The sequence below is a fragment of the Sulfurovum iocasae genome (genome assembly GCF_047716765.1).
Taxonomy (GTDB): domain Bacteria; phylum Campylobacterota; class Campylobacteria; order Campylobacterales; family Sulfurovaceae; genus Sulfurovum.
On the sequence record NZ_CP180410.1, the window covers coordinates 1,121,045 to 1,145,764 of the forward strand.

Sequence of the window (24,720 nt, forward strand, 5' to 3'; positions counted from 1 at the left end):
AAACCTTATAAAATATAAAATAAATTTGACACTCCTTTGAAAAAGTTATATACTAAAAAATTGAGGAAAAGACAATGCGTATAAGTAGTAATATTCATTGGATATTCTAGAATTATATAAAAGGAAAATATTATGGATATTCAGATGCTCGAATCGTTCTTTATGTGGTGCACAATCATCAATGGCGGTATCTATATACTGTGGGTAATGTTCTTCATGTTTGCACCGGATTTTGTCTATCGCATACAAAGTTATTGGTTCCCTATTCCAAGGGAAACCTACAACGCAATCATTTACGCATTTTTCGGATTATTTAAAGTCATCTTTATCGTCTTTAATATCGTACCTTATTTGGCTCTACTGATCATAGGATGAAAAGAAACATTTCATTTTGAAAACCTTATAAAATAGAGCCACTTGCAGATTCAACATCACAAAGCGGCTAATTTTCAATAGTCTATAATCTGCTATTGAAAAAGGTTGTCTATGAGATTATTTACAGCTAAAACCATAAAAATTACTAAAAAACCTATTTTGACTGCGTGCTTTATAGTTTGAGTTTAGGGAAATGATATTTGTGACTTTAGTATTTAAACAAAGCTAAGTGACAAGCTTCAGAGATTGAGTGATACAAACAGACAATACTGCAAAGGCTAATACAGAAGCTACCTTCTGGGCTCCCTGATAATAGATCTTACTACATCCATAGCTGTCTTTTAAATAGGCATTGACTCTCTCAACACTGCTGCGTTGGTTGTAATGCAGATCATCAGAATTATTATAAAGTTTGAGTGGCTGCAATATCTTCTTTTCACTTTTATCTAAGGCTATTTTCTCTTTCAGCTTTTTTGAATTCTTTGGATTGATATCAATAATGGGTCTGTGATTGTGTTTTGTAGAATAATTCCTTATGATACTGGTGTCATAGGCAGCATCAGCCAGATCATACAAATAGTTTACTTTTTGACTACTCTGACAGATGAGAGGTAATGCCAATGAACTATCATGCACAGAGGCTGAAGAATAGATAGCGGTGATAGGAATATCACCATCTACAACTGAGAGATGAAGTTTACCTCCTGTCCATTTGTGCCGGTTACCTTTTGAATTCTGCTTGATACTGGTATTACACTCTGTTCCTATGAGAGATAACATCTCTTCTGCTTCAGTCATTTTCTCTTGCTGTTGTAGAATGCTTGGCTTTTTAGGAGGAAGCTCTTCACCTTTCTTTGGACGTCCCTGTCTTCGTTTAGGCTTGACTTCTTTTTTACTTTTCACCGATTTTTCTCTAAGTTCTATAGCTGTAGAATCGATACTGCTATAAAAGAAAAGCGTCTCACTTAAATAGTTCTCTATAAAAATATCATGGGCTTTTCTTGCAATATGCTGCTGACTGAATTCTTTAAAGACTCGACTGAATTTAGATTCACTGGGGATCTTGTTGCGATGTCTCCATCCACATATGACTCTTAATGTTCTATCTATTTTTAATCTGTCTATCAAAGCACTTGTGGTTTGAAGATTGTAAACCTGTTTGGCAATAAAGGCACGAGCCATCTCGTCTCTGTCTTTGGGTGGATTAGTGATCTGTACAGTGGAGACAAACCTTTCTATCTCTGCGAAGTCAAGGATCTTTATCAGCTTCTCCTCTTTGGGACTTAATGACCCCATAGACTCTTGTATTTTGGGGAAAAGACTCTGCTCTAAATTAATGACTTTAAGCCACATTTTTGAAAGTGAAGGTATAATTTTTTTCATAAGCTGACTCTTTTGGATGGTGGATTTTTGTGGTAAAAAATTATAACCTTTTGAAATCAGAATCAGCTTTTTTTCTGCGTTACAATCTTAATAATCGACTTTTTTCGGGAATCTGCAAGTGGCTCAATATATAACTTTATAAGGTTTCCATAGTCTTATTTTTTTGAATTAAATTTAACTTTCTTAAACTGGATAACACAATGTTACTTCTATAAAAAATAAAATGTATTTTATGTGTTCATAGAGAGTTGTTTTTTCTGACAATTCCTTTACGATGAAGTGCCTTCTCTATTCTTACCAATTTTGCACATTCTGGGCAACCCCTGCCAGTTAAATGACTGTTTGCAGTTTGAGTAAAGTGTCCATGTATACTACAGATGATTGTTATTTTCGTTCTGGCATTTTCATAAGTAGTTTCTGAATAATCATATCTATGCCCATGCTTGGATTGAGCTTTTTTGATAAAATCGGATAGAGTGGTTTTTCTATCATTTGCCATCTGAGCACTTCCGCATTTAGGACAACCCTGACCCTTCAAATGACTGTTGGGTCGCTGCTGGAAAGTACCATGCTCAGGACAAATGATCTTAACTTTTTTATAGCTAGTGCTGTACTCAACTAAAGAATAGTCATACCTGTCAGCATGTACCTGTTCAGCTTTTTTGATAAAATCAGATAGTGTAGATTTTCTAAGATTTGATCTCCGGGCAAACCCACACTTCGGGCAGCCGCTACCGCTTAGATGACTGCCCGGTACTTGGTTAAATATCCCATGTTCAGGACAAACAATCTTGATTTTTTCATTATTCTTTACGTATTCAACTAAAGAATAATTATAGCGTTCCCCATGCTTTGCTTTCGCTTTTGCAATAAACGCTAAAGTTTTTTTACTTTGAGTGGGTGTTTTCATTATTTCTTTCTACTCTTCCTTTTTTCTTTGACTTCAATTATATCTCCATCAACTTTAATTGCTTCAAAATATTTTTAACATCCACCTTTTGAATATAATTATCTTTCAACAACACATTAATCTGCATTAAGACATTTACTCTATCTATAAAAGCTACTTCATTAAGTATATTTAATTTATGTTTTCTTTTGCTGTTATTCACCTAATAGAAATCTTATAAAATATATAATTTTATAAGGTTTTTTCAATGTTCTAAAAATAAATAGTTTTAGACAAATTGACAATGCTTTATTTGCAAATGGTTTACCCTAAGGGATTATAATACAACCATGAAAGAGAAAATCTTTCAAATGATTTTGAGAGTTCGTTTTACTCCTTGTCCAAAACGAAAACTTCCTTGTTTACTCCCGATAATCATTCCCCCTTAAAAGAAGCGACCTTTTCATATAAACTTCCCTTGTAAAATATGACTTCCTTGATATCGCTTCTTTTTTAATCACACAAAATACTATAAGCTTAGAATATCTCGTTATAATTTACATAAGAGTAAATATATAAGAGTAAGGATAACAAGATGAGATCAGTTTTTTTATGGATTATTGCTCTTATTCTTTTTGGCAGTGTATTTTACTTTATATCTATGGGAGAGCTAGATCTTGAACAGTTCTACAGATGGGAGATTATTGTTTCTGTAACATTATCTACAGTGATATGGCTTATATTTCAATGGCGTAGGGCTATGCGTCTTGAAAAACTAATGTACCCCTTCAATTTTTGGATGATTGAGACATTGACCCTTTCTAATTAAGATCACAACTCCCCAGCACTCTTAATAATATCAATACCAAACTTATCTCTCAACTTCTGCATAGAAGCTGTAAGTTTGGATTGCTTCATGTCCTCCTCATAGTTCAGCAGATCCATTGTAACTGTTTTATTCTCTTCAAAGTTAGATAGGGTAATGTTTACTTGAACAAGAGCATGAGTAGGGTGTATATCAATAGCATCAAACATATCTACCATCTCTTGTTTGAAATGACCTTCGCTAAAGAGTCTGTTTGTATTGATAAAGTCTTTTGCTTTAGCTCCATACTGATATTTTATCTTCAGGGAAAAGGTCATAGGGTTGTGTTTGCCTTTATGGGCAAGAAAAGATAAATGTCTGCACAGTATAGTGATTCTTCTTCTGATCTCATCACGATTGGCTTCTGGATCAAAGGTTCTACCCAGCCCTATAGACTTTTTAGAATGTGCCAATGATATCTCTTCATGATCTATCCCACATATACGATCATAGAGTTGCTTTCCTGGTTTACCCCAAGAGTAGAAGAGATCCTTTCTGTTTTTAATATCGCCCAGTGTACTAATACCTCTTTGGGATAATCTCTCCTGATAGCCTTTACCGATGCCAGGGAACTCCTCAATAGGCATATCTTTTATGAAGCAATCTACTTCATCGGGTGTAATGAGTTTAACTCCATTTGGCTTGGCAGCATTTGTTCCTAGTTTTGCGATCCATTTGGTTTTTGCTATGCCTATGGAGATAGGAAGTCCAAGTTCACTTTTGATTTGTTGTTTTAATTTAGTAGCAAACTCTACGACATCTTCATCTTTTATCCAACCTGTGACATCACCAAAGAACTCATCTATACTGAACTGTTCAATAGAAGGTATTGCTTTTTCAAGAAGTAACTTTAACTTGTGTGATAGTTCATGATAGAGAGGATAGTTAGGTGGAAGCACAGTGAGCTTTGGACACCATCTTAATGCTTCGGCTACAGGCATAGCTGTTTTAACCCCAAAAGCTCTTGCTTCATAAGATGATGTAGTAATAATCCCTCTTACTCTTCCATCTGGATCTACGAAATACTCTTTAAATGTTTTATCTCCATTGCTGCTAAGTATGGAACTTGTGAATGCACCTTCTATAGCACTGAGATGCCTTGTTTCCTTTTTTCTGTCAAAGATACTGAGATTACTTCTTCCACCAACAGCTATGGGGATATTATCCAGTTGAGGATTATTGATTCTGTGTGCGGCAGCAAAAAAGCAATCTAGGTCTAGGTGTAAAATCATAATGTGATTGTAGCAGGTTATGTTTAGTTGTTGGAAAAGTATGTCATATTGATGGCTTTTCAGTCTTGGTTAACATAATGTTTATTCTATTGAGTTAAATTAGTACTTATAGTCATTACATTATAAAACTACATATTTTATAATTACTTTGAAAATTATATAGAAGTATAGCATAAGATGTTACTATGATATGACAATATAGTACAACATACTACAAAGAAGTTATATAGTATTGTATGTGCAACTATATTGCATAGCATTGTCATAAGTTTTTACTTGAAAATCAGAGGAAAGCTCACTTTGATAAAATTTTTATACTCAGGTATTGCCCACCAAAAATTTTAGTATAATTCCTCCAATTTTACTTGTCAAATGTGTTTTAAGCTATGTCAGTGTTGTATTGTATTGGTAGTATATTTTTGAAATATATGGAAAATATTTGCATAGTACTTCAAAATGTCTGCCAACTTTGTGCAAGAGAGCAACAAGTTGTCAAACCTTGTGAAGTATTGTTAGATCATTTGTCTGTCATTGGGCTGGCTCTCTGAATAAGAAGTTATTTTTATCCAAGTTTAGTTATATAGAAGGATGTATTTCTTCTTCATACTTCAACTCTAATGCGCTAACATTGCCTATGGCATTACCAGCAATCCCACGAATCGCTCCATACATCCCCACAGTATTATCCAACACCTTTTGTATCTGTTTTTCCCTTTGCTTCCAAATACGACCTAGAGCACGTTTCTCAAAATCAAGATCACTTTGCATGGTAGTAAAACCTTCTACAATGGCTTCAATCTGCATACGAAACTCAGTTGATGTAAGATAACTATAGAGAATACTCATCTTATCGCTTTTGTTCTCTTGTGATTGCATTGTATGGGATAGTTTTACAATATGCTCCCGTAAAATAAAGGAAAGGGCTTTAAATTCATCATAGGTACATATCCATATTCCATCTACTAATCCCATGCGTTCAAGCTCTTTAGGGAGAACTTCTGTGACAAGTACACCAATATCTGCACCTTTCTCTCTGATATCAGCTTTAAATTTCTCAATCCAAGACTTTTGAAACTCTTTGGTTCGTTTAGACTCATAGTATATAGTCCCGCAGTTTTGTATTTCACGGGTATTAACTACTTGAACACAATCAGCACCCCTGATTCCCTTTTTGATTTCATCGATAGTGTCAAAGGGGAAATGTGTTGAGAGCCATAATTCGATAGCAAGTTCTTGGATTTCACCTTGAGTCTGCTGACTGCCTTGTTCTGCTTTACGTCTTGCTTCTTCCAGTTTTTGTTTGAGGTCTTCGAGTTGTTTCTTTTTCTCTTTGAGTCTGAGTTCGTTCTGATCCCGTACGATCTTTTCTATTTTCCCACGTTCGGATGCAAGTTGAACATTAAATTCCTTCTGTGCTTCAAGAAGTACCTTTTCTTCCATTTCCTCATTGGTACGTTTGAGACGTTCTATTTCTGCTTTAGAGCGGTTGAGTTCTTTGATCTGTTGAGATTTTTCTTCAAGTTCCTCTCTCATAAGGGCAATCTGTTCGCTCTGTTCATTTTGAAGTTCTTGTTTAATAGAAGCCCGTAGCTCTTGTGCTTGTGCTTTGAGATGCTGTTGCAGTTGTTCTTTGAGTTTTTCATCAAAGTGTTCCTGTTCTGTTTTAAGGCTCTTCTCTTTTTCTTTCAGCTGATCGAGAGCTAATTTGTATTTTTCTCTGTGTTCATTCACTTCATACTGAAACTTCTTTTGCATCTCTTTTTCAAGTTCCCCTGCAAGTACTTCATTGACATCTATTTGTGTCCCGCAGTTGGGACAGCTGATCTGTGTTTGGATCGACATATAATTCTCCTTGTAATGATTTGTTTAGTCTTATGTGTCTGGAGGTGATACTCTCAACAAAGAGAGCATTACCAAAGTATTAGGATTGTTTAACGTGCTTCCCTAGGCAGATTTAGATCTGCGTTTGTGGTTGCAGTTTGGACATCCGCCATTATTCCGTATTATATTTGCTGTCAGTGAATACCAACTTTGGCTGCATTCATGGCAGTGCACAAGCCGTTTATTCTCTTTAGTGCATCCTATACGAGAATTATCAAGAGAGTATCTGCCTTTAGTCTTTTCAATGAGCTTTGTGTTGCAGACATCATGCTGGTGTTTTTCTCTTACTTTTCTTTTACATGTAGGGCAGGGCATCTCTTCACTTCTAACAGTGGAGAGTGTTTTTTCAAAAACGGTTCCACATTCATGGTGAATGAAGTTGTGTCGTCTGTCCACTCCGAAGTAGTAGGAATCATGTAATGCATAGGTACCATTGTGGATCTTTTGGAGGTCTTTGTTGATACGTTCTGGATGGGTAGAATGGGTAATAGACTTCACTGTTTCACGCGTAAGTGTTTTAAGAAGATCTTTTGATAGAATTGCATGGAGGATTTCAGGAAGCTGTGACCATTTCTTGGCGGGAATACGAACTAGCTCTATACCGTTATCCTCGGCATATCTATTTTTTATCTCATCTCTTATGAAGATTCCTTCGGAAGCATATTTACTGAATGAACCACGCTCATGCTGTTCTCCGTCAATTTCTATCAATGTATTGATCTGTGGTAGATAGTAGTCAAAGGGCAGGGTATTACCTGTTTCAGGGTTGATACAGTCATCAAATCGTTTTTCCAGTACATAGTCTACTTCTATATCATCAAAGATATCCCGTACATAACGTGAAGCACCGGACTCCATTCCTTTTTTGACACACATAGGACATCTTTGAGCAGCTTGTTTAGGTGTACCTTTAAACTTCTCCCACTTCTTTTCAAAAACTGTACCACAGGCATGATGCACAAAGAAGTGTTTGGTTTTAGAATTAGTATAGTGGTCATCTACAAAGCTGTATTCACCATCTGTCAGTGCTTGGGTTTTTAGCTTGATCACTTCAATTTTTTCAGCATTTTTTTCTTGAAGTGCCTTACCTTTACATTTTCCACATCTTCGTTTTCCATTCATGAATTCATAGATATCCAATGTATAGGTATGAGCACAAGGATTGTGCCTGATAGTCATCATTCTCTTTTTAGGTTTACCTGTTTGCCTACAGACCTTACCTGTGCTGTCTACATTAAGAAGAGAATATTCATTATGAGTATCCTTTTCCACTCTTTTTCTAACTACGGGTTCTGGGAACTTTTGTTTCATTTTTACTCCTTTTAAAAGTTACTATATAGATATAATACCTATATGAGGAATAGTACCCTATAAAACTTAAATAAAAGGGTATATTTATTTATTTATGGAATAATTCCTTAATAAAGGTGCAAAAATGATTAAAAAAGAGATGATCGAAAACTTTGGTATAGATAGAAAAACTTTGAATAATTGGGAGAATGATAAAGACAAAAAACGTTATGTACTATATAAAACTCTTGAGGCACTTCCTCATGAATATGTGGAAAACATTAAAAAACAGATAAAAGAGAGAGCTGAGAATGAGAAGCTTTTGGATAATTCATAAGTTTTAGTATTATAAAACTATACAGTCTGAGTGTAAAATCATCTTCAATATAAAAAAGTAGGTTAAATACTATTAATAATGTTGTAATGATCAACAAAGTTTCTTTATAAACTTTCAATAAACTCTTTAACCAATATAAAATACTCATCTTTGTTAACAGGCATGATGTTATTATGGTCTCCTCTCAAGAGAAGCTTGTAAAAAGTTACTGCGTAACAAAAACTAGAATCCAGTGGATACATGAATAACTATATTTCAAAAGAAAAAATCAATACATATACTATGTCAATTTAGCAATAGATGTAATAGTAGGAAGACTCTATACATTTTTTTAGATTTATGAATCGAAAAATATTACAATAGAAGTTATGATTAATCAAAGGTAGTCATTATTAAGTATAACTCTATCAAAAAGGTACAGTAATTTTTTAGACTATTTAGGTCAAAATGTAAATATTTGAAAAAATGATTTAATATGAATAAGCCCAAAATACTTAAAACTTCCCAGTGAGCGGGGTTTTCCAGATGCAAAAAAAATCGACCTCTTTTTTTGAGTACAATTCGACATTGAAAGTTTGACTTATGTGTAACGGACTTATGAGTTGAATTCAATTGAAGATATATGCAGACTCTTTTTACGAAAGTGACTGTGTTGATATCACATATAAACTACTTAGGAGGTACACTAAAGAAAGGTAAATAAAGACAAAGCACAAGGCTTTATCAAGATGTTGTATCTAATTATAGCAAATCTTTGTCTTTAATCCTATAGAACAATCAGAAATTATGTTTATTTCGTTGAAATTAGTGTGTAGACATATTAGTTTAAACGATATTCAATATTCAACCAAGATAGTAGTGCCAAATTTTTGTGCTATCTACAATCAAAAAACAAAAAGGAAGACAAATGTTAAATCAACATTTACAAGAGCTTGAGGCAAACAAAAAATTATTGAGAGAAACATACAAACGTTCTCTTATAAATAAGGAAGAGGCAGCAAGAGAGTTAGGTGGCATATCTACGGAAACAGTAGATAGAATGCGACGGAATGGAGAAATTGAATCAAAACAAGTAAGAGGGCAAATCAAGTTCAGTATTACTGAAATAGCCCGATTCATGTAGAGGAAGAAGCCTCATGCAAGTAGATTTGAAAGTCACAAAAGCTGAAATAGAAGCTATGAAAACGGAAAAGGGTAGTAAATTACTACCTTTTAAAGATGAAATTATCTATATGCGAAATGAGGGTATCTCTTTTCGTAAGATTCAAGAATGGTTGGATGAAAAAAATGTTGTGACTAGTACGGAAAATATTAGGCAGTTTTTTAAGAGATACGAGAATGAGTTCTTGGATGCAGAGTTTCAGTTTAAGGATGAGGATATTCCAGATGATGAGCATTATTCATATGATAATGATGAGGATATTCCAGATGATTCCCCCTTCTGAGTATACTGATATTATGATAGTGACATGCAAATATCACTATCTTGTATGTTTGTATTCTGTGAAGTAATGTATATAAAATTCTACAATGTAATAACTTGAATAAGGAGAAAGTATTATGGACAAAGTTCAATATAATAAAGATCATGCGGTGTATGTTATTGATAATCTTGATAATAATGGCAATACCTTAATTGAGTTTATTACAAGTGTTGATATTGCCATATTAATTGCAGCTGGTTATACGACGCAGAATTCTATAAATGAAGTGATGATCATGATTTCTTCTGAATTGTTAAAATTTGAGATGACTGTGAGAGAAAAAAATGGTATTAATAGAAAGAGGAACGGTGAGATCATACAAAAGTATACAAATCGTCCTATTGGCTTAGACAAACTGTTGATTGCGTATCACAATCAACATATAGATGCTAGCATACCAGTTAATCCACATTTTCATATTCTTGCTGATGAAAAAGCAAGATTGGGAAAGAATTTTCAATATCTAAGACAAGCTCTTGAACAATACGCATTATTATTTAATATTCAATTTCACTTTATGATGGAACGTAGAGAGACTGGACTCAGCAAAAAGCAGCAAAAAGTAATTGAAAAAATGGCTATGACTTTGCAGCGTGGCACCGAAGATGAAAAATCTACTTACTTAAGCGATGATAAGGTGTACCAAGCTTTAGGGTCATTGGATATACACTATGCACATAGTAATAATATATCATATTTTTTGAAGCAAATATCTATTCTAAATAAATGTCTGAGAGATATGAATATGGATTTTGAATACCAAGGTATTAATTTAAAAGATGAGATCTACTTTTATTTGACATCGTCTCAATATAAAAAGCTAATGTTGCTAAAGACCCAACAAAATGTTAAGTTGGATTTATCTGATGTGCTTGACAGAGAGATCTTAAAGTGTGCATTTGATTTTGAATCGATTGTTATGAATATCTTGAAAGAAAAGTTTGAGATTGGAGAAATATCGCAAGAGAATCTAACATATTCTATGCCTTCCTTTGCTGCACGCAAAAAACAAAAAGCTTTGAACAATTCTGATTTTTATAAATATATACAACAGGATATTCGAAATGTACTATCTGTTGCTACTTCTTTTTATAGATTTAAAGAAATGATGCGTAAAATGGACTATGTCGATGTTAAAGTGAAAAAAAAGAAAGTAAATAAGCATACTCGTAAAGAGGTCGCTTTTAAATTACAAACGAAAAAACATAGTGATATAGAGATAAGTTTTGGAGATATTGGTTTAAGTTGGTCGCGTATTTTGCAAATCTTTGAAAATAATCGTAGACGCAGAAAAAAGGAGAAGATGATAGAAAGCCGACTTAGAAATTATAAAAAAAAGACAAAAGAACAAGAAGAATCACTTTTGCGATTTGTTTATGAAGTTAACGAAGTATTCACAATAAAATATGGTAAAGAATCTAAATTTAATTCGGAATGGAAGCCAATATTAGTAGGCTTTGAGGTTCAATATAGTGCAGAGTTTAATATCACAACGTATATATCTGATGATATCGTTATTGTTGACTATCCAGGTAGTCTGGAAATAAAAAAATGTAATGATGTATCGATGGGTATTGATGTTATCAGTCAATTTCTTCCAGATAATACTTCTATAGATAAGTTGGATATCACATATCAGGGATCTAAAGAGTATGTTGATAATTTTGAGAAACGAATGAAAGAGAGTCAAGTTGCTGTAAAAACACAAAGGAAAGCTCAGGCACAAAGACCAAAGTTTAAAATGTAACGGATATAGTTAATTTGTGGAAAAAGTTTGTGGAAAAAACTTTTAAAAATTATCTTGATTGTCGATGTAATAGAGGATATATGGTGGTGGGTCCGCGGGGACTCGAACCCCGGACCACTCGGTTATGAGCCGAGTGCTCTAACCAGCTGAGCTACAGACCCTGGTTAATGAAAATCTTTTGTTTGCATAGTGATTTTCGAGTCAGAAGTATATCGACTATAGTCTTTAAAAGCAATTAAATTTTGTAAAATTCCAAAGATTACTGCAAAAATGATAAATGAGGTTCCTCCGTGACTGAACATAGGTAAGGGAAGTCCGACTACAGGGGCAAGTCCAATGATCATATAAATATTTACTCCCATGTAAACAAAGAGTAAAAAAGCAATACCTGTGGCAAAAGTTTTGATGAGGTAATCCTGTGTATATTTAGCTGAGATATAGAGTAGGTTAAAGATAAGAAGGATATAGAGAATGATGACTGCTATCATGCCTTTAAATCCAAATCTTTCACCAAGATAGGCAAAGATAAAGTCTGTTGAAGATACAGGAAGGAACTTGAGCTGTGTTTGGGTAGAGTCTTCTTTACTTTTACCTTCAAGTCCCCCTGAGCCTATAGCGATGAGGGCCTGTCTTACCTGATAACTTGGTTTGTTCAGTGCATCCTGAATACGTGTTTTCTGGTAAGATTTCAGTCCATATTCATACACTATTGGTGCACCTGCACCTGCAAGTATAGCAAGGGTTACCCATATTTTCCAGTTTATACCTACAATAAAAAGAACACCATACCCTGCGATGAGAAGTACCAGTGCTGTACCCAGATCTGGTTCTTTGGCTATGATGATAAAAGGGATAATAATAACAATAGAGAGTTTAATGAAATTTAAAAAACCGTACCCTTTCTCTCCAGGAGGGTTTCTGTGTATAAGATAAGCAAGCATCATGATAACGTTTACTTTGATGAATTCTGAGGGTTGTATGGTGACTCCAATGCCGGGGATCTCTATCCAGCGTTGTGCCCCGAGTATACTTTTACCGACAAATTCAACGGCAATTAGCAAACCAAGATTGATAATATAAAAAAGAGGAGAAAACCACCAAATGATCTGTCTCCATGGAATAAAAGCGGAAACAAAAAAAGCAATTGCTGCAATGAAGTAGTAGATCATTTGTTTTTGATAAAGATGAAAATTGATCTCATATACAAGATAGGAAGAGATAACAAAAAGTGGGATAAGTTGTATCATTAAAGAGTAAGAGAAATTCTTGAAGATACGTTTGTCAAAATCAAACCAAGAATCCATCTAATACCCTCATTATTTTTAGGGTATTATATCGAAAAGAGTATAAGGATAGTTATGGTTGATTTTTACAGATTTAAACAGTTTGAAAATTACCCTAAGTGTATACATGCTGTGAGTACTAAGCTGATATCGGAACCTTATGACTTTAGTTTGGCATTGCATACAGGAGAAGACGTAAAAAGTATTGTACACAATAGAAAAAAACTCTCTTCACTTCTGGGTATAGATAACAATTTACACTTTATTGTTGCAAATCAAACACATAGTGAGCATATTGAGATCATTTCCAAGACTGAAACCAAAGGGTGGCAAGAGATAGAGGATGCTGTTAGTGACTGTGATGCACTTATCACAAATCAAAAAGGTGTGATGCTTACCATTCTTACTGCTGATTGTGTCCCTGTACTGCTGTATGATAAAGAAAAAGAGATTGTTGCAGCCATTCATGCTGGATGGAAAGGGACTGAAGCACAGATAGTGGCTAAAACTGTACAAAAGTTGATACGGGTATATAACTCTGATCCAGAAGATATTATTGCAGGTGTTGCACCAGCTATAGGACGTTGCTGCTATGAAGTTGGTAAAGATGTTGCAAAGCATTTTTTTAATGAGCCTCGATCTTTTGATGTGTTGGGTGAAAAATACATGCTGGATCTACCTTTGATCAATAAAAAACAACTTTTAGACTCTGGTGTACTTGAAGAACATATAGAGATGAGTGGTGTTTGTACTGCGTGTGAAGTGGAAAGGTTTTTCTCCTACCGTAAAGAGCAGGGGTGCAGCGGACGGTTTATGAGTATGATAGGATTATTGCCTAGTGTATGATAATTTAGATCTCACAAGAGTCTATCTTTTTGAAGCCTTTATAAGCTAACCACCAGAGTGGCCATTTATAGAGTCTCTCAATAAGTTTTTTTACCAAATATGCCGGATAACCACAAAAATGTATGAATCCAAGATCTATAGCTGCATATTTTCCTCCAAGTGCTATGGCAATGCCTTTGATATGCATATTTGCTTGTTTAAGAGGTTTATTATGTAGTGATCGTATGAGATTATTTGCTGCTATCTCTCCACTTTGCATAGCTGTTTGAGCTGTAGGTGGTAGAGGCTCACCCCTTTTATTTGTCAGGGCAGCAGCATCTCCTATAACATAAGTATGGTCATACGTTTTACTTCTTAAATACATATTTACAATTATCTGTCCTTTTTCATTTTTTTCAACATCAAAAGTTTTGAGACATGGGGCACTGGTCGTACCCCCTGCAAATATCATAAAATCAAAAGGTATTTTATGCCCGTTTGTCAGGACTGCTTCATGATCATCTATGGAGGCTATACAACTTTGTGTATGTATTTTTACCCGAAGTTTTTTCAGCCTTTTTGTAGCTATTTTTACGATGCGGGGATGCATCCCATTGAGTATGGTTTCTCTACTGGCAATGAGATGAATATGCAAGGTGGCACAGGAGAGTGTATTGCTTCTATAGTAGCGGTTAAAGAAGTGTTGCATACCTGCAGCTATCTCAACACCGGAAAGTCCTGCTCCACCGATAATGATGTTAAAATTTTCTTTAGTCTGCTTGGCAGATTCAAGTCGTTTATAGAGTTCATCTTGAAAAAATTGGTTGAGTTTAAGTGCCCCTCTAAGGCTTTTTGCGCCACTTGAGTAGTTATAGACGCTAGTATCACATTCAAAACGTTTTGTAACACTGCCTAAAGCGATGATAAGAGTATCGTACGTGCAGTTACCATCAGGGAGAAGAATGACTTTCTTTTTGGGGTCGATGGAATCTACCGTACGATGTAGAAATGTGACATTTTCATAGTTTGCACACAAAGCTGGGAGACTTACAATGGTATCCTCAAAGGAAGTGTTACTGGAAATGAGTTCGTAACCTTCTGTTTGCAAAAAATGGTAAGGATGCTGGTCTATGAGTGTTATCTGGATTTCCGGATATTTACTTAGTCGTCGCATTGCTGCGATGCCTCCGTAACTCCCACCAAGTATAACCACATGATGACTCATTACTTACCTCCTAATTTATTTAGGATTATATGCCACTATGGAAATAGTAGCAAAAGAAGTGTGTAAACGGTGTGTAGTTTTTTATGTGAATATGCGTTTAACGAAATACATCTGCGGAAGTATCACAATGCAGAGTAAGTTCATAGACCCACTGATGAAGGTCGAACATATCTTCATGGATCTTAAAATTCTTATCTATGATAGCCTCTGAATGAAATGTCTCATTGGGTGTATATGTAGTATAAGCGAATACGGCTCCTTGAAGATAGAGGTAGCTATGAGTATCGATACTGTCACAACCTCTAGGCATGCGTTTATATTTTGTTTCAGGCAGTTTGTAGCCTTTTGCTTTTAAATCCTCAAAGATGTTGTGAAGTTCTGTTCGTCTCTCTTCGTTTTGTATGTATTCACGGTAGGTAGTCAGCAGAGTTGGTTTAAAGTTTCGTATACCTGTAGCTACAAGTACTTCTACCGGATCATAGTGCATATAAAAGCTACTGCTTTGCATACGGTGCCCGCTACCTTGCCAGAAAATAATACCAATGCGTGTCTTGATGGGGTCAGCCAAGTGAAATCTAGCATCACGGTAGATACGGAAGAGTGATTTGTTGGTGTTGGGAATAGCCTTGACAGTGGGTACAAGTATCTGTAAATGTTCACCCATCTCTTCCACATAGGCTTTGTTAGGTTCCACGATCACCTTTTCATACTCACTTCTGTTGGCATCTAGCCACTCTTTTGAATTATTTATGATGATCTTATCTAGAAATTGTAATCCCTCTTTTGGGAAGCCGTTGAAGTGCATTAGCTATCTACTCTCAAATCCTCATCCGCCTTAAGCTCCATAATCTTCCAAGGCAGCCCTTGTTGATTTAACTCTTCCATAAACGGATCTGGGTCAAACTCTTCCATGTTGAAGACACCTTTGCCTTGCCATTTACCTTCCAGCATAAGTTTGGCACCAATCATGGCTGGTACGCCTGTAGTGTAGCTGACTCCTTGGCTCATGACTTCTGCATAGCATTTCTCATGGTCACTGACTTGGTATATGTAGACGGTACGTTCTTTTCCGTCTTTGATGCCTTTTGCAAAGATACCGATATTTGTCTTCCCTTTAGTACGTGGTCCAAGGCTTGCCGGGTCTGGAAGCAGGGTAGCCAGAAATTCCATAGGGATGATCTTTTGTCCTTTATGTTCTACTTCTTTGATGCCTAGCATTCCTACATTTTCAAGACATTTCATGTGTGTAAGATAGCTCTCTCCAAAGGTCATGAAAAATCTGATCCTTTTGAGTCCTTTGATGTGCTTGACTAAACTCTCCATCTCTTCATGGTAGAGCAGGTAGCTGTCCTTTGGTCCTATTTCAGGGTAATCCCATACCTGCTTAATTTCCATGGGTTCTGTCTCTATCCATTCTCCTTCTCCATCATCTCTTTTTTGCCAGTAACGACCTTTTGCAGAAACTTCACGAAGGTTTATCTCAGGGTTAAAATTGGTTGCAAAAGGATAGCCATGATCTCCAGCATTACAGTCAAGTATATCTATAGTGTGGATCTCATCAAAGTAGTGCTTTTGGGCATAAGCACAAAAGACATTGGTCACTCCCGGGTCAAATCCGCTTCCAAGTAGTCCCATGATGTTTGCTTTTCTAAACTCTTCATCTCTAGCCCACTGCTCTTTGTACTCAAATTTGGCTGTGTCTGGGTGTTCGTAGTTTGCTGTATCGAGGTAATCTACCTGCATCTCCTCACAGGCATCCATGATGGTAAGGTCCTGGTAAGGCAATGCAACATTGATGACAATACTTGCCCCAGTTGCAGCGATAAGCTCTTTAAGCTCAGGTATGGAGTCTGCATCTACTTTTACAGTACGTATCTCTACGCCTGTTTTGGCTTTGACATTGGCAGCAATATCATCACATTTGCTTTTTGTTCTGCTTGCCAGCGTGATCTCTCCGAATGTATCACTGTTCATAGCACACTTAAAAGCAACCACATTTCCGACACCGCCCGCACCGATGATAAGGGTTTTTTTAGACATAAAGTTTCCTTCTTCCCGTCATCCTCGGGCTTGACCCGTGGATCCATAGGTTTTGATGTTGTATTATATAACAAGGTAGTTGAGAGTTGTGGATTCCCGTGTTGTTGAAATATATACCTTTAGGTACAAGCACGAGAATGACGTATGAAATCATTTTATGCAAGATAGTAGTGATTCACAATATAACTCAACCCAAACAATAGAGGAATAAACAAAAGTGTACTAAGCAATATAAGTGAAGTTACATCCTTTGGTTTACAGTCATATAAAGAAGCTAAATTGATATTTGCAACTGCCAAAGGTACCATCATCTCCATGAAAATAATTCCCTGCACAAAGAGTGGTAAGTTAGTAAAACTAAGTATAAGGGCAGATGAGAGTGGAATAAGGATGAACTTTTGGCTTATAGTCCCGATGAAAAGTTTTGGATGTAGCTCTTTGATACGGATACCCTGTAAGAATGTACCCAGTAAAAAAAGTTGCAAGACTATCCCTGCATAGGCTCCCATCTTGAAAAATTCTTGAATTTGAGAGCTAAGTACTATATCATTTATATTAATAATTATTGCCAGAAGTGAAGCGGGGATAATCGGGATTTTAATAATATTGAAGAGTGAGTCTTTGATGCTGAATGAACCTCTTGAGTAGATGTAAACACCGATGATATAGACCACAAATACATTGGCTATGTTTATGAGAGTAGTGTAAATGACGCTCTGCTCCCCAAAAAGAGCAATACCTAAAGGTATACCTATATTCCCTGTATTCCCAACAAATCCGGCAATAGAAAAGATAGCACGGTCTTTTATATTTGTAAATATTAGTTTGCCTATGAGTATGGTGGGAATGAGTAGAGATAAAATGATAGCTAGATAGAGGAGTGGTACATAAATATGTTCAACGTGTAATTTAGCAGTACTAAAGCCCCAAATAGTGACAAAGGGTTGTAAGAAGTAGACAGACATAAGTGTCAGTGTCTTGGTACTCATCTCTTCTTTGAAGATGCGTTTAGCCATGTAGCCAAGTAAGATGAAGACATAGACAAAGATGATGGAGAGTAGTGTACTTATCATGATTAGAATTATAACTTATTTTGGATTAACATATTTTAGATATGATTCTTTACTTTAATAATAGACTTCATTAGAGTTACAAAAGAAGTTTAATAGGATATTTTATGGATTTTTCTTCACTTGAGACCTGGGGCTATCTTGCCATCGCTTTTTTTGCATTTGGTGGTTCATTGTTCATCGTTGCAGCAGCAGGTGTGTTTTCGTTTATGGGAAATATGGATCTGACTACAGCTTTAGCTGTGGCTACAGTGTCAAACTTTTTAGGGGATATCTTTCTTTTTTATCTTGGTAAGTACAAGAAAAAAGAGATACAACCTTACTTTGCAAAACACAAACGGAAAATAGCCCTAGCTACGCTCATCATGCGTAGGTATGGAGTACTGGCCATATTTATACAGAAGTTTTTGTACGGTATAAAAACCCTTGTGCCAATCTCTATGGCACTCTCCAAATATGACTTTAAAAAGTTTGCATTTTACAATGTATTCGCATCTATCGTATTTGTACTTACTATAGGATTGAGTGCTTATTATTCCAGTGAGGCTATCATCGCTTTCTTTGGTGTCATTAAAGAACGTCCTTGGATAGCACCTGTAGTATTGTTTAGTATTATAGGTTTGGTGTGGTTTATTACGGAGAGAATGACAAAGAAGAGATAAGAAGTGCTAATCAAAGGCAAAGTCTTTGCCTTTGTATTATAAGGATTCTATTTATCGATTTAACCAATAAATAAGACTGGGAATATTTTCAACACCAAAGTAGAGATAATCATTATTCTCTATATCATCCCCATGTCTTCTGACATAAGTCAGTCTAAATATATCCATAATATCTACATAGGTGTTAAATCCATAAGCACTCTCTCTCTTATAGAATGATCCTTGTATGTCTCCAAAGAAGCTTGCTCCTAACCCAAATTTCATGAAATCATCATACTCTTTAAATGCATCTAGATCTACACGTACGAAATCAGGGGTATCACTGCCTATAATATATGAAGCTTTTGCTTCAAAGCCATTGATTATGTTGAGATCTTTATAATAAAGAGCAGTGTATCCGAAGCTTGCACCACCATTTTTCATATCTGTGGCTATCTCACCAGGCAAAAGTCTGAGGGCTGTATGTAACCCTTTTCTTTCTTCATCTTGGGGTACATTTAATGGTAAAAATTGAAAACCATCTTTCTCTTTGATAAAAGTACTTCCAAGCCATGCTGAGATCGTAGTCACTTTTGCAATGGACTCATGATTTTCATAAACTTCAGCTCGATCATTTTCCAGTGTGGTAATACGGTTAATAACAGATCTTAAAGGTCTTTTATACCAGTGGTCAACATCTTTTTTTGCATAAGAGAGGAAGGAATGGTCATACTGATCGAGGTATCGCATATCAAGTTTTGAGAGGAATGCCTTAAATTCTGCATTGTCATAACGTTTTGCATCAAGTTTTTTTGTATTAAATGAATTATATATAGCAGAATAGCGATCCGTTGTTTTTGGTGCAATATGATTAAACTCAGTATTTAAAAATAGAGTGTAGGCTGCCAAGGCTTCAGGTTTTTCATCTAAGCCTAATCTTGTTTTCAACTGATTCATAAGTTCTATTTGAGATAAATGTGAATACTGACTTTTTGTTTTAAAAGAAGCTGCAAGATGGTAGATAGCATCATAAACACCGACATAATAGTCATACATACGGAAGTTTTTGTCTAAGAATGCAGCAAAGTGTTGTAAATATTTTCCAGTAAGAGGATGATATCGAGATGAAAGTATCAGTGTCTTGCTGCTGTCATTTCTAATATACTGATTGATAGCTTGATAGAGTTTCATGGATTGGAAGATCTCAAGGCTGTTAAGCAGTGGTATGGCATTGGTAGTGATGAAACCAAGAGGTATCTCTTCTTCCTCATTATTCTCTTCTATAACCTCTTTTCTCATATTACTTGGGTCAATAAAGACAAAATGTGAAGTTTTTTTATCAAGTTCAATGGCGAGTTGCAGAGGAATGTTATCATACGCACCACCATCTATGAAGTAATGTGATCTAGTTTTACCTTTGTAAGTATAATCTAATTTTACTTGTTGAAAAGCACCGGGAAAAGCAGCAGAAGCGAAAAGGACATCAATAAGTTTACTTTTGTCTTTCTCTATGCCGGGTATAGAGATATAGAAGTCTGTACTTGGTGGCATACTTTTGTTTGTAACAATCGCTTGTCCATTTTTTTCTTTTAACGTAAGAGGTATGGAAAAGTGTTGATTTTTGATCTTAATACCTTGGACAGTCTCGACAATAGGTGTGGCTTTTGTTACAGAAACGCCTATAGGTACCTCACAGTTTTTTCTGTATATAGATTTTTCAAGATGTTTAATGATCTTTGCAGCTTTCTCTTCTAATCCTTTTCTTGTAAAAAGTGTACTTTTGTTGTCAGGATCTTCACCCTTTATAACAAGATCATCTATGCCCAGGTTCACCCATGTCTCGTAAAATAAATTATTATCAACATCATTTAAAAGTTCAGTATTTTCAGTTAAAGGTATAGAATCTTTTTGACACCAATACATAGCAGAAAGTAAAGCATTAATGGAACCAGCGGATGCACCTGCTACGGAGCGTAGATCAGGCTTTACCAGTTTACCGTTTTTTCTTACTTTATTTAGCATTTTGATCATCGCCCAATTGTATCCGGACTCATAGGCACCGAGACTGACACCGCCTGAGATAACCATAGATAAATTTACTTTTTCACGTTCTGCGTGAAGGTTAAGTGTGAGGAGTGAGAAGAGAAAAGAGAGGTTTAACAAGAGTTTCATAGCGTCACCTTTGTAAATAATGGGAAGTAAAGATGGTAGTATATACTACCATCTATGGAAGAAAATTAGGCTCTTTTTTGTTTAACAAATTTATCTATACGACGTATACCTTCTTTGATAGTAGTCATATCTGTAGCAAATGAGAATCTAAAGTAACCCTCAGATCCAAATCCTATACCTGGTACTACAGCAACACCAACTTCTTGAAGTAGTTCTTTACAGAATTCAATAGAGTCATCAGAGACATCTTTAATATTAACAAAAAGATAAAATGCACCTTGTGGTTTAAGTACAGAAAGACCATCGATCTCATTCATAAGCTCTACTGCCTCTTTGGCACGGCCTTCAAATGCTCTTCTCATCATCTCTATCTCTTCATCAACCTCACCGTTAAGTGCCGGGATCGCTGCTTTTTGTGTGATAGAATTTATGTTTGAAGTACTTTGACTTTGCAATTTATTCATTACTGAGATCAACTCTTTGTTTGGTGACGCAAGGTATCCAAAACGCCATCCGGTCATCGCAACAGATTTACTTAGACCATTGATCGTCACTGTTCTTTGAAACATGTCTTCAGAGATACTTGCAGTTGCTACAAAATCTACATCATAAACCAGTTTCTCATACATTTCATCACTGGCAATGATAATATCGGTACCTTTGAGTACTTCTCCCAATGCTTCAAGCTCTTCTCTGCTGTAGATGGAGCCGGTCGGATTAGAAGGAGTTGTGAGTATGATCATCTTTGTTTTTGCTGTGATGGCTGCCTTAAGTTGTTCAGGAGTGATCTTAAAGCCACTGATCTCATCTGTTTCAATGACCACAGGTACACCAAAAGCATATTTGACAAGCTCAGGGTAGGTTACCCAGTACGGAGCAGGGATGATCACTTCATCACCTTCATTGATCACGGCTTGAAAAAGATTGAACAAAGAGTGTTTTGCCCCATTACTTACTATAATATCTGCTGGTGTATAGTCAAGGTTATTGTCTCTTTTGAGCTTTCCGACGATCGCTTCACGTACCTCCATAATACCTGGTACTGCTGTGTACTGTGTAAAACCCTCATTGATCGCTTTGATCGCTTCATCTTTGATACGTCTTGGTGTACCGAAATCCGGTTCTCCTGCTGAGAAGCTAAGAACATCTTTTCCTGAAGCTTTAAGATCTTGTGCAAGCATAGTGATTGCAATAGTAAGTGATGGTGACAGTGTCTGGATACGTTCTGATAACATAAAAAACCCTTAAAATAAATTCACTAATTATATCAAAAAGAGGTTGATAATCGACTAAGAAGAGACACTTATGAAAAATATAAGTGTTCGTATCTATGGGTATGTGTATGTTTGTGACGTATTTAGTTTTGTATTTTAATCCATACTATGGATAAAGTTGTCATAAAGCTCTTCAAGTTTATGATCTTTTTCTCTGATACCTTCTTGTTTTCCTTTAGGCAATGCCTCTTCAAGGACTTCAATACGTTTAAGAAGATACTCAAATATCTCTTTGTTGACATCAGGGATCTTATTGTGACTCAGTGGTGTTTTGTCAAAGCCTCTTTTAAGTACACGTGCAGGGATACCAATGGCAGTTGAGTCAGCGGGTACATCTTTGACAACAACAGAATTTGCACCGACTTTTGAGTTCTCACCTATGGTGATATTTCCAAGTACTTTGGCTCCTGCACCGATGACCACATTGTTCCCAAGGGTCGGGTGTCTTTTGCCTTTACTTGTACTCACACCACCCAATGTTACCTGCTGATAGACGATCACATCATTCCCAAGTATAGCAGTCTCACCTATAACCACACCCACACCATGATCTATAAAGACTCTGCGTCCTAAAGTAGCTGCAGGGTGGATATCTATGGTAGTCAAGAACAGACCTATAGCAGAGATGAGACGCGGAAGAAATCTTAAACCTTTACTGTAAAGCCAATGTGCGTTACGGTAGAAGAAGAGTGCCCATAGCCCCGGGTAGTTGAAAAATAACTCAAAAGTAGAGTGCAGGGCAGGGTCATTTCTTTTGACATTAAGAAAATCTTCTTTTATAAGAGTAAATGGGTTCACTTGTAACGGTCCTTATATGTTTTCATTTTGGGCTTGAATGGTCTTAAGATAGCTATTTTCGCTTAAATAAAGGTAAAGTTTTCCTAAAAGTTCTCTTTTTTCTTCTTTACTTATGTGCGTAGACTCTTCTATCTGGTACTTAAGTGCTTTATCTATGAGATTCGTATCATAATCCAGATCATCTAAAACATCCATGAGATTTTGTGCTTCTATAAGATGATCTATAGTGTAAGACCCATCTTCATCAAAGCTTATAACACACTCAGTAGGGTGCGTAAAAAGGTTATGTTTCATACCTAGTACTTCCTGGTAAGCTCCCGTAAGGAAAAAGCCTAAGAAGTACTCCTCTTTACTCACATCTATGTCATGCAAGTAGAGTGGCAGGTCACGGTTAAACCCTATCTCCCCATCACTGTCACATGTAATGTCCCAGATGCTTGCAGGATTCGTTGGTTTTGTATCAAGCCGATCAAGCGGCATGATAGGAAACTGCTGAGCTAAGCCCCAAAAGTCAGGGAGTGACTGAAAGGCCGAGAAATTTACTAAATACTTCTCTTGTATACGATCCTGTAGTTTTTTAAGCTCATCAGTACCTTCATTTTTCAGTAGAGCAATGGCTTTTTTAATGATAAGGTTAACCAGTATTTCTGTATTTGAACGGTCTTCAAGGTCTATGTAGCCTAGATCAAAGAGTGTAAGAAGACTCTCCATATGATCGAGGGCATCATGAAGGTATTCTCTGGCATGTTCACGTGTAAGAGAATTGAAAAGGTCATAAAGCTCTTGGATGAGTGGTGGATTTATCTCTTTGAGACGAAGTCCTTTTTCATGATACTCTTGAGAAAATAATTCAAGAACGGGTGCTATAAGTACAGAGTGACTTGCTGCTATATATCGTCCTGACTCTGTAAATATATCTGGTTCAACTACCCCTTTGCTTTTGGCGATCTCCTGCATAAGGTAGATAACATCATTAGCAAATTCTTTGAGAGAGTAGTTTCTATCTTGGTTGTTGCTGTGTTGGCTGTACTCTACAGCTAGACCACCACCGATGTTAATGGCTCCCAACGCATCAGCACCACGCTTTTTAAGTTCAGCATAGATATTGCCGGCTTCTCTCAGTGCTTTTTTAAGAGGAGCGATGTCTCCCATCTGTGAACCGATATGAAAATGGATCATCCAAAGATGGTCAAGTAGTTCATGTTTTTTAAGCAGCTCATAGGCTTCAAGCAGTTCAGTAGATGTAAGTCCGAACTTAGAACTGTATCCACCGCTTTTTGCCCAGATACCTATGCCTGAACTGTGAAGACGTATGCGTACACCTATCTTAGGACTTACAGGGGTCTCAACATTTTTATTAAATTCATGGTTGACTTGAATGATGGTTTCAAGCTCTCCAAGACCTTCTATGGTCACGGTGATGTTATGTCCCATTTTTGCCGCGATGAAACAAAGAGAGATCATCTCCTTGTCTTTAAACCCATTAACGGTGATAGGAGCACCCAATGGGGTTTTGGTTATGGCAATGATGAGTTCAGCTTTACTTCCTGCTTCCAGACCATAATTATAGTTTTTTGATACATCCATAAGGGAGTGTATAAAGTTTGGAAACTGATTAACTTTGAGTGGGAAAACAGCTTGAAAATTACCCTGGTAGTTAAACTCTTTTTTGGCTTTTTCAAAGGTGTTAAAAAGGGTAGAGATCTGTTTTTCTATAAGATGAGGAAAACGAAGCAAAAGGGGGCCTTTATAGCCTTTTTCTCTTATCTCTTTGGTGATCTCAAGTAGTGAAGGTCGGTTAGCATGGTTTATATTGATAGTATCATCTTTGAGTATAAAATTGTTATCACCCCAAATATTCAAACCAAAGTTTTTCATGTTTCACCTCTTCATATATCTTCGAGATTAT

At 36.1% G+C, this 24,720-nt stretch carries 22 protein-coding genes and 1 tRNA gene; 8 read left to right on the forward strand and 15 right to left on the reverse strand.

Annotation, left to right across the window (positions count from 1 at the left end):
- Positions 1-132 precede the first annotated feature (132 nt).
- On the forward strand, positions 133-375 hold the full coding sequence (locus ACLHDG_RS05405) for a DUF6868 family protein (protein ID WP_415407969.1): 243 nt from the start codon (positions 133-135) through the stop codon (positions 373-375).
- Positions 376-600: 225 nt separating this feature from the next.
- Here ACLHDG_RS05405 and ACLHDG_RS05410 read toward each other — a convergent pair whose 3' ends face one another.
- Both ACLHDG_RS05410 and ACLHDG_RS05415 read right to left on the reverse strand, forming a co-directional pair.
- Positions 601-1,758 carry a transposase gene (locus ACLHDG_RS05410; protein WP_415407970.1) on the reverse strand — a complete coding sequence of 386 codons (1,158 nt, stop codon included), beginning with the start codon at positions 1,756-1,758 and terminating at the stop codon, positions 601-603.
- A gap of 238 nt (positions 1,759-1,996) precedes the next feature.
- Positions 1,997-2,668 (reverse strand): DUF723 domain-containing protein, encoded by a 672-nt coding sequence (locus ACLHDG_RS05415; RefSeq protein WP_415407971.1) that lies wholly within the window; start codon positions 2,666-2,668, stop codon positions 1,997-1,999.
- 574 nt (positions 2,669-3,242) lie between these two features.
- Here ACLHDG_RS05415 and ACLHDG_RS05420 point away from each other — a divergent pair.
- Positions 3,243-3,476 (forward strand): hypothetical protein, encoded by a 234-nt coding sequence (locus ACLHDG_RS05420; RefSeq protein ID WP_415407972.1) that lies wholly within the window; start codon positions 3,243-3,245, stop codon positions 3,474-3,476.
- 2 nt (positions 3,477-3,478) lie between these two features.
- Here ACLHDG_RS05420 and ACLHDG_RS05425 read toward each other — a convergent pair whose 3' ends face one another.
- The 3 genes from ACLHDG_RS05425 to ACLHDG_RS05435 form a co-directional block, all read right to left on the reverse strand.
- The gene (locus ACLHDG_RS05425; protein ID WP_415407973.1) at positions 3,479-4,744 is read right to left on the reverse strand and encodes a DNA polymerase IV; all 1,266 of its coding nucleotides are present in this window, start codon (positions 4,742-4,744) and stop codon (positions 3,479-3,481) included.
- 576 nt (positions 4,745-5,320) lie between these two features.
- Entirely contained in the window at positions 5,321-6,586 is a 1,266-nt protein-coding gene (locus tag ACLHDG_RS05430; protein WP_415407974.1) for a DUF2130 domain-containing protein, read from the reverse strand.
- Positions 6,587-6,688: 102 nt separating this feature from the next.
- Positions 6,689-7,936, reverse strand: a complete 1,248-nt coding sequence (locus ACLHDG_RS05435) for a hypothetical protein (protein WP_415407975.1) — start codon at positions 7,934-7,936, stop codon at positions 6,689-6,691.
- A gap of 124 nt (positions 7,937-8,060) precedes the next feature.
- On the opposite strand from ACLHDG_RS05435, the gene ACLHDG_RS05440 reads away from it, so the two are divergent.
- From ACLHDG_RS05440 to ACLHDG_RS05455, 4 genes are all read left to right on the forward strand, one after another.
- Positions 8,061-8,252 (forward strand): hypothetical protein, encoded by a 192-nt coding sequence (locus ACLHDG_RS05440; RefSeq protein ID WP_415407976.1) that lies wholly within the window; start codon positions 8,061-8,063, stop codon positions 8,250-8,252.
- Positions 8,253-9,159: 907 nt separating this feature from the next.
- Positions 9,160-9,375 carry a helix-turn-helix domain-containing protein gene (locus ACLHDG_RS05445; RefSeq protein ID WP_415407977.1) on the forward strand — a complete coding sequence of 72 codons (216 nt, stop codon included), beginning with the start codon at positions 9,160-9,162 and terminating at the stop codon, positions 9,373-9,375.
- Positions 9,376-9,388: 13 nt separating this feature from the next.
- Positions 9,389-9,697, forward strand: coding sequence for a hypothetical protein (locus ACLHDG_RS05450; protein ID WP_415407978.1), 309 nt, complete (start codon positions 9,389-9,391; stop codon positions 9,695-9,697).
- A gap of 115 nt (positions 9,698-9,812) precedes the next feature.
- Positions 9,813-11,483 (forward strand): hypothetical protein, encoded by a 1,671-nt coding sequence (locus ACLHDG_RS05455; RefSeq protein ID WP_415407979.1) that lies wholly within the window; start codon positions 9,813-9,815, stop codon positions 11,481-11,483.
- An 84-nt stretch (positions 11,484-11,567) separates the two neighbouring features.
- Here ACLHDG_RS05455 and ACLHDG_RS05460 read toward each other — a convergent pair.
- Positions 11,568-11,644, reverse strand: a tRNA-Met gene (locus ACLHDG_RS05460).
- Between the two features lie 3 nt (positions 11,645-11,647).
- Positions 11,648-12,787, reverse strand: coding sequence for an FtsW/RodA/SpoVE family cell cycle protein (locus ACLHDG_RS05465; protein WP_415407980.1), 1,140 nt, complete (start codon positions 12,785-12,787; stop codon positions 11,648-11,650).
- A gap of 54 nt (positions 12,788-12,841) precedes the next feature.
- Here ACLHDG_RS05465 and pgeF point away from each other — a divergent pair, with 54 nt between their 5' ends.
- Positions 12,842-13,612, forward strand: coding sequence for a peptidoglycan editing factor PgeF (gene pgeF / locus ACLHDG_RS05470; RefSeq protein WP_415407981.1), 771 nt, complete (start codon positions 12,842-12,844; stop codon positions 13,610-13,612).
- Between the two features lie 4 nt (positions 13,613-13,616).
- Here pgeF and ACLHDG_RS05475 read toward each other — a convergent pair whose 3' ends face one another.
- From ACLHDG_RS05475 to ACLHDG_RS05490, 4 genes are all read right to left on the reverse strand, one after another.
- Positions 13,617-14,816 carry an NAD(P)/FAD-dependent oxidoreductase gene (locus tag ACLHDG_RS05475; RefSeq protein ID WP_415407982.1) on the reverse strand — a complete coding sequence of 400 codons (1,200 nt, stop codon included), beginning with the start codon at positions 14,814-14,816 and terminating at the stop codon, positions 13,617-13,619.
- Between the two features lie 97 nt (positions 14,817-14,913).
- Positions 14,914-15,621, reverse strand: a complete 708-nt coding sequence (locus ACLHDG_RS05480) for a TIGR02453 family protein (RefSeq protein WP_415407983.1) — start codon at positions 15,619-15,621, stop codon at positions 14,914-14,916.
- A complete protein-coding gene (locus ACLHDG_RS05485; RefSeq protein ID WP_415407984.1) occupies positions 15,621-16,856 on the reverse strand; it encodes a saccharopine dehydrogenase family protein in 1,236 nt (411 codons plus the stop codon). The genes ACLHDG_RS05480 and ACLHDG_RS05485 overlap by 1 nt, the downstream gene beginning before the upstream one ends.
- Positions 16,857-17,011: 155 nt before the next feature.
- Complete coding sequence (locus tag ACLHDG_RS05490; protein ID WP_415407985.1) at positions 17,012-17,929, reverse strand: AEC family transporter; 918 nt, start codon at positions 17,927-17,929, stop codon at positions 17,012-17,014.
- Positions 17,930-18,033: 104 nt separating this feature from the next.
- Here ACLHDG_RS05490 and ACLHDG_RS05495 point away from each other — a divergent pair, with 104 nt between their 5' ends.
- Positions 18,034-18,588 carry a DedA family protein gene (locus ACLHDG_RS05495; RefSeq protein ID WP_415407986.1) on the forward strand — a complete coding sequence of 185 codons (555 nt, stop codon included), beginning with the start codon at positions 18,034-18,036 and terminating at the stop codon, positions 18,586-18,588.
- A gap of 51 nt (positions 18,589-18,639) precedes the next feature.
- Here the strand turns inward: ACLHDG_RS05495 and ACLHDG_RS05500 are convergent, their stop codons facing one another.
- The 4 genes from ACLHDG_RS05500 to speA all read right to left on the reverse strand — a co-directional run bounded on the left by ACLHDG_RS05500 (position 18,640) and on the right by speA (position 24,689).
- The gene (locus ACLHDG_RS05500) at positions 18,640-20,739 is read right to left on the reverse strand and encodes a patatin-like phospholipase family protein (protein WP_415407987.1); all 2,100 of its coding nucleotides are present in this window, start codon (positions 20,737-20,739) and stop codon (positions 18,640-18,642) included.
- A gap of 65 nt (positions 20,740-20,804) precedes the next feature.
- Positions 20,805-21,974, reverse strand: a complete 1,170-nt coding sequence (locus ACLHDG_RS05505) for a pyridoxal phosphate-dependent aminotransferase (RefSeq protein ID WP_415407988.1) — start codon at positions 21,972-21,974, stop codon at positions 20,805-20,807.
- 135 nt (positions 21,975-22,109) lie between these two features.
- Positions 22,110-22,811, reverse strand: a complete 702-nt coding sequence (cysE, locus tag ACLHDG_RS05510; RefSeq protein ID WP_415407989.1) for a serine O-acetyltransferase — start codon at positions 22,809-22,811, stop codon at positions 22,110-22,112.
- 12 nt (positions 22,812-22,823) lie between these two features.
- The gene (speA, locus tag ACLHDG_RS05515) at positions 22,824-24,689 is read right to left on the reverse strand and encodes a biosynthetic arginine decarboxylase (RefSeq protein ID WP_415407990.1); all 1,866 of its coding nucleotides are present in this window, start codon (positions 24,687-24,689) and stop codon (positions 22,824-22,826) included.
- Positions 24,690-24,720 lie beyond the last annotated feature (31 nt).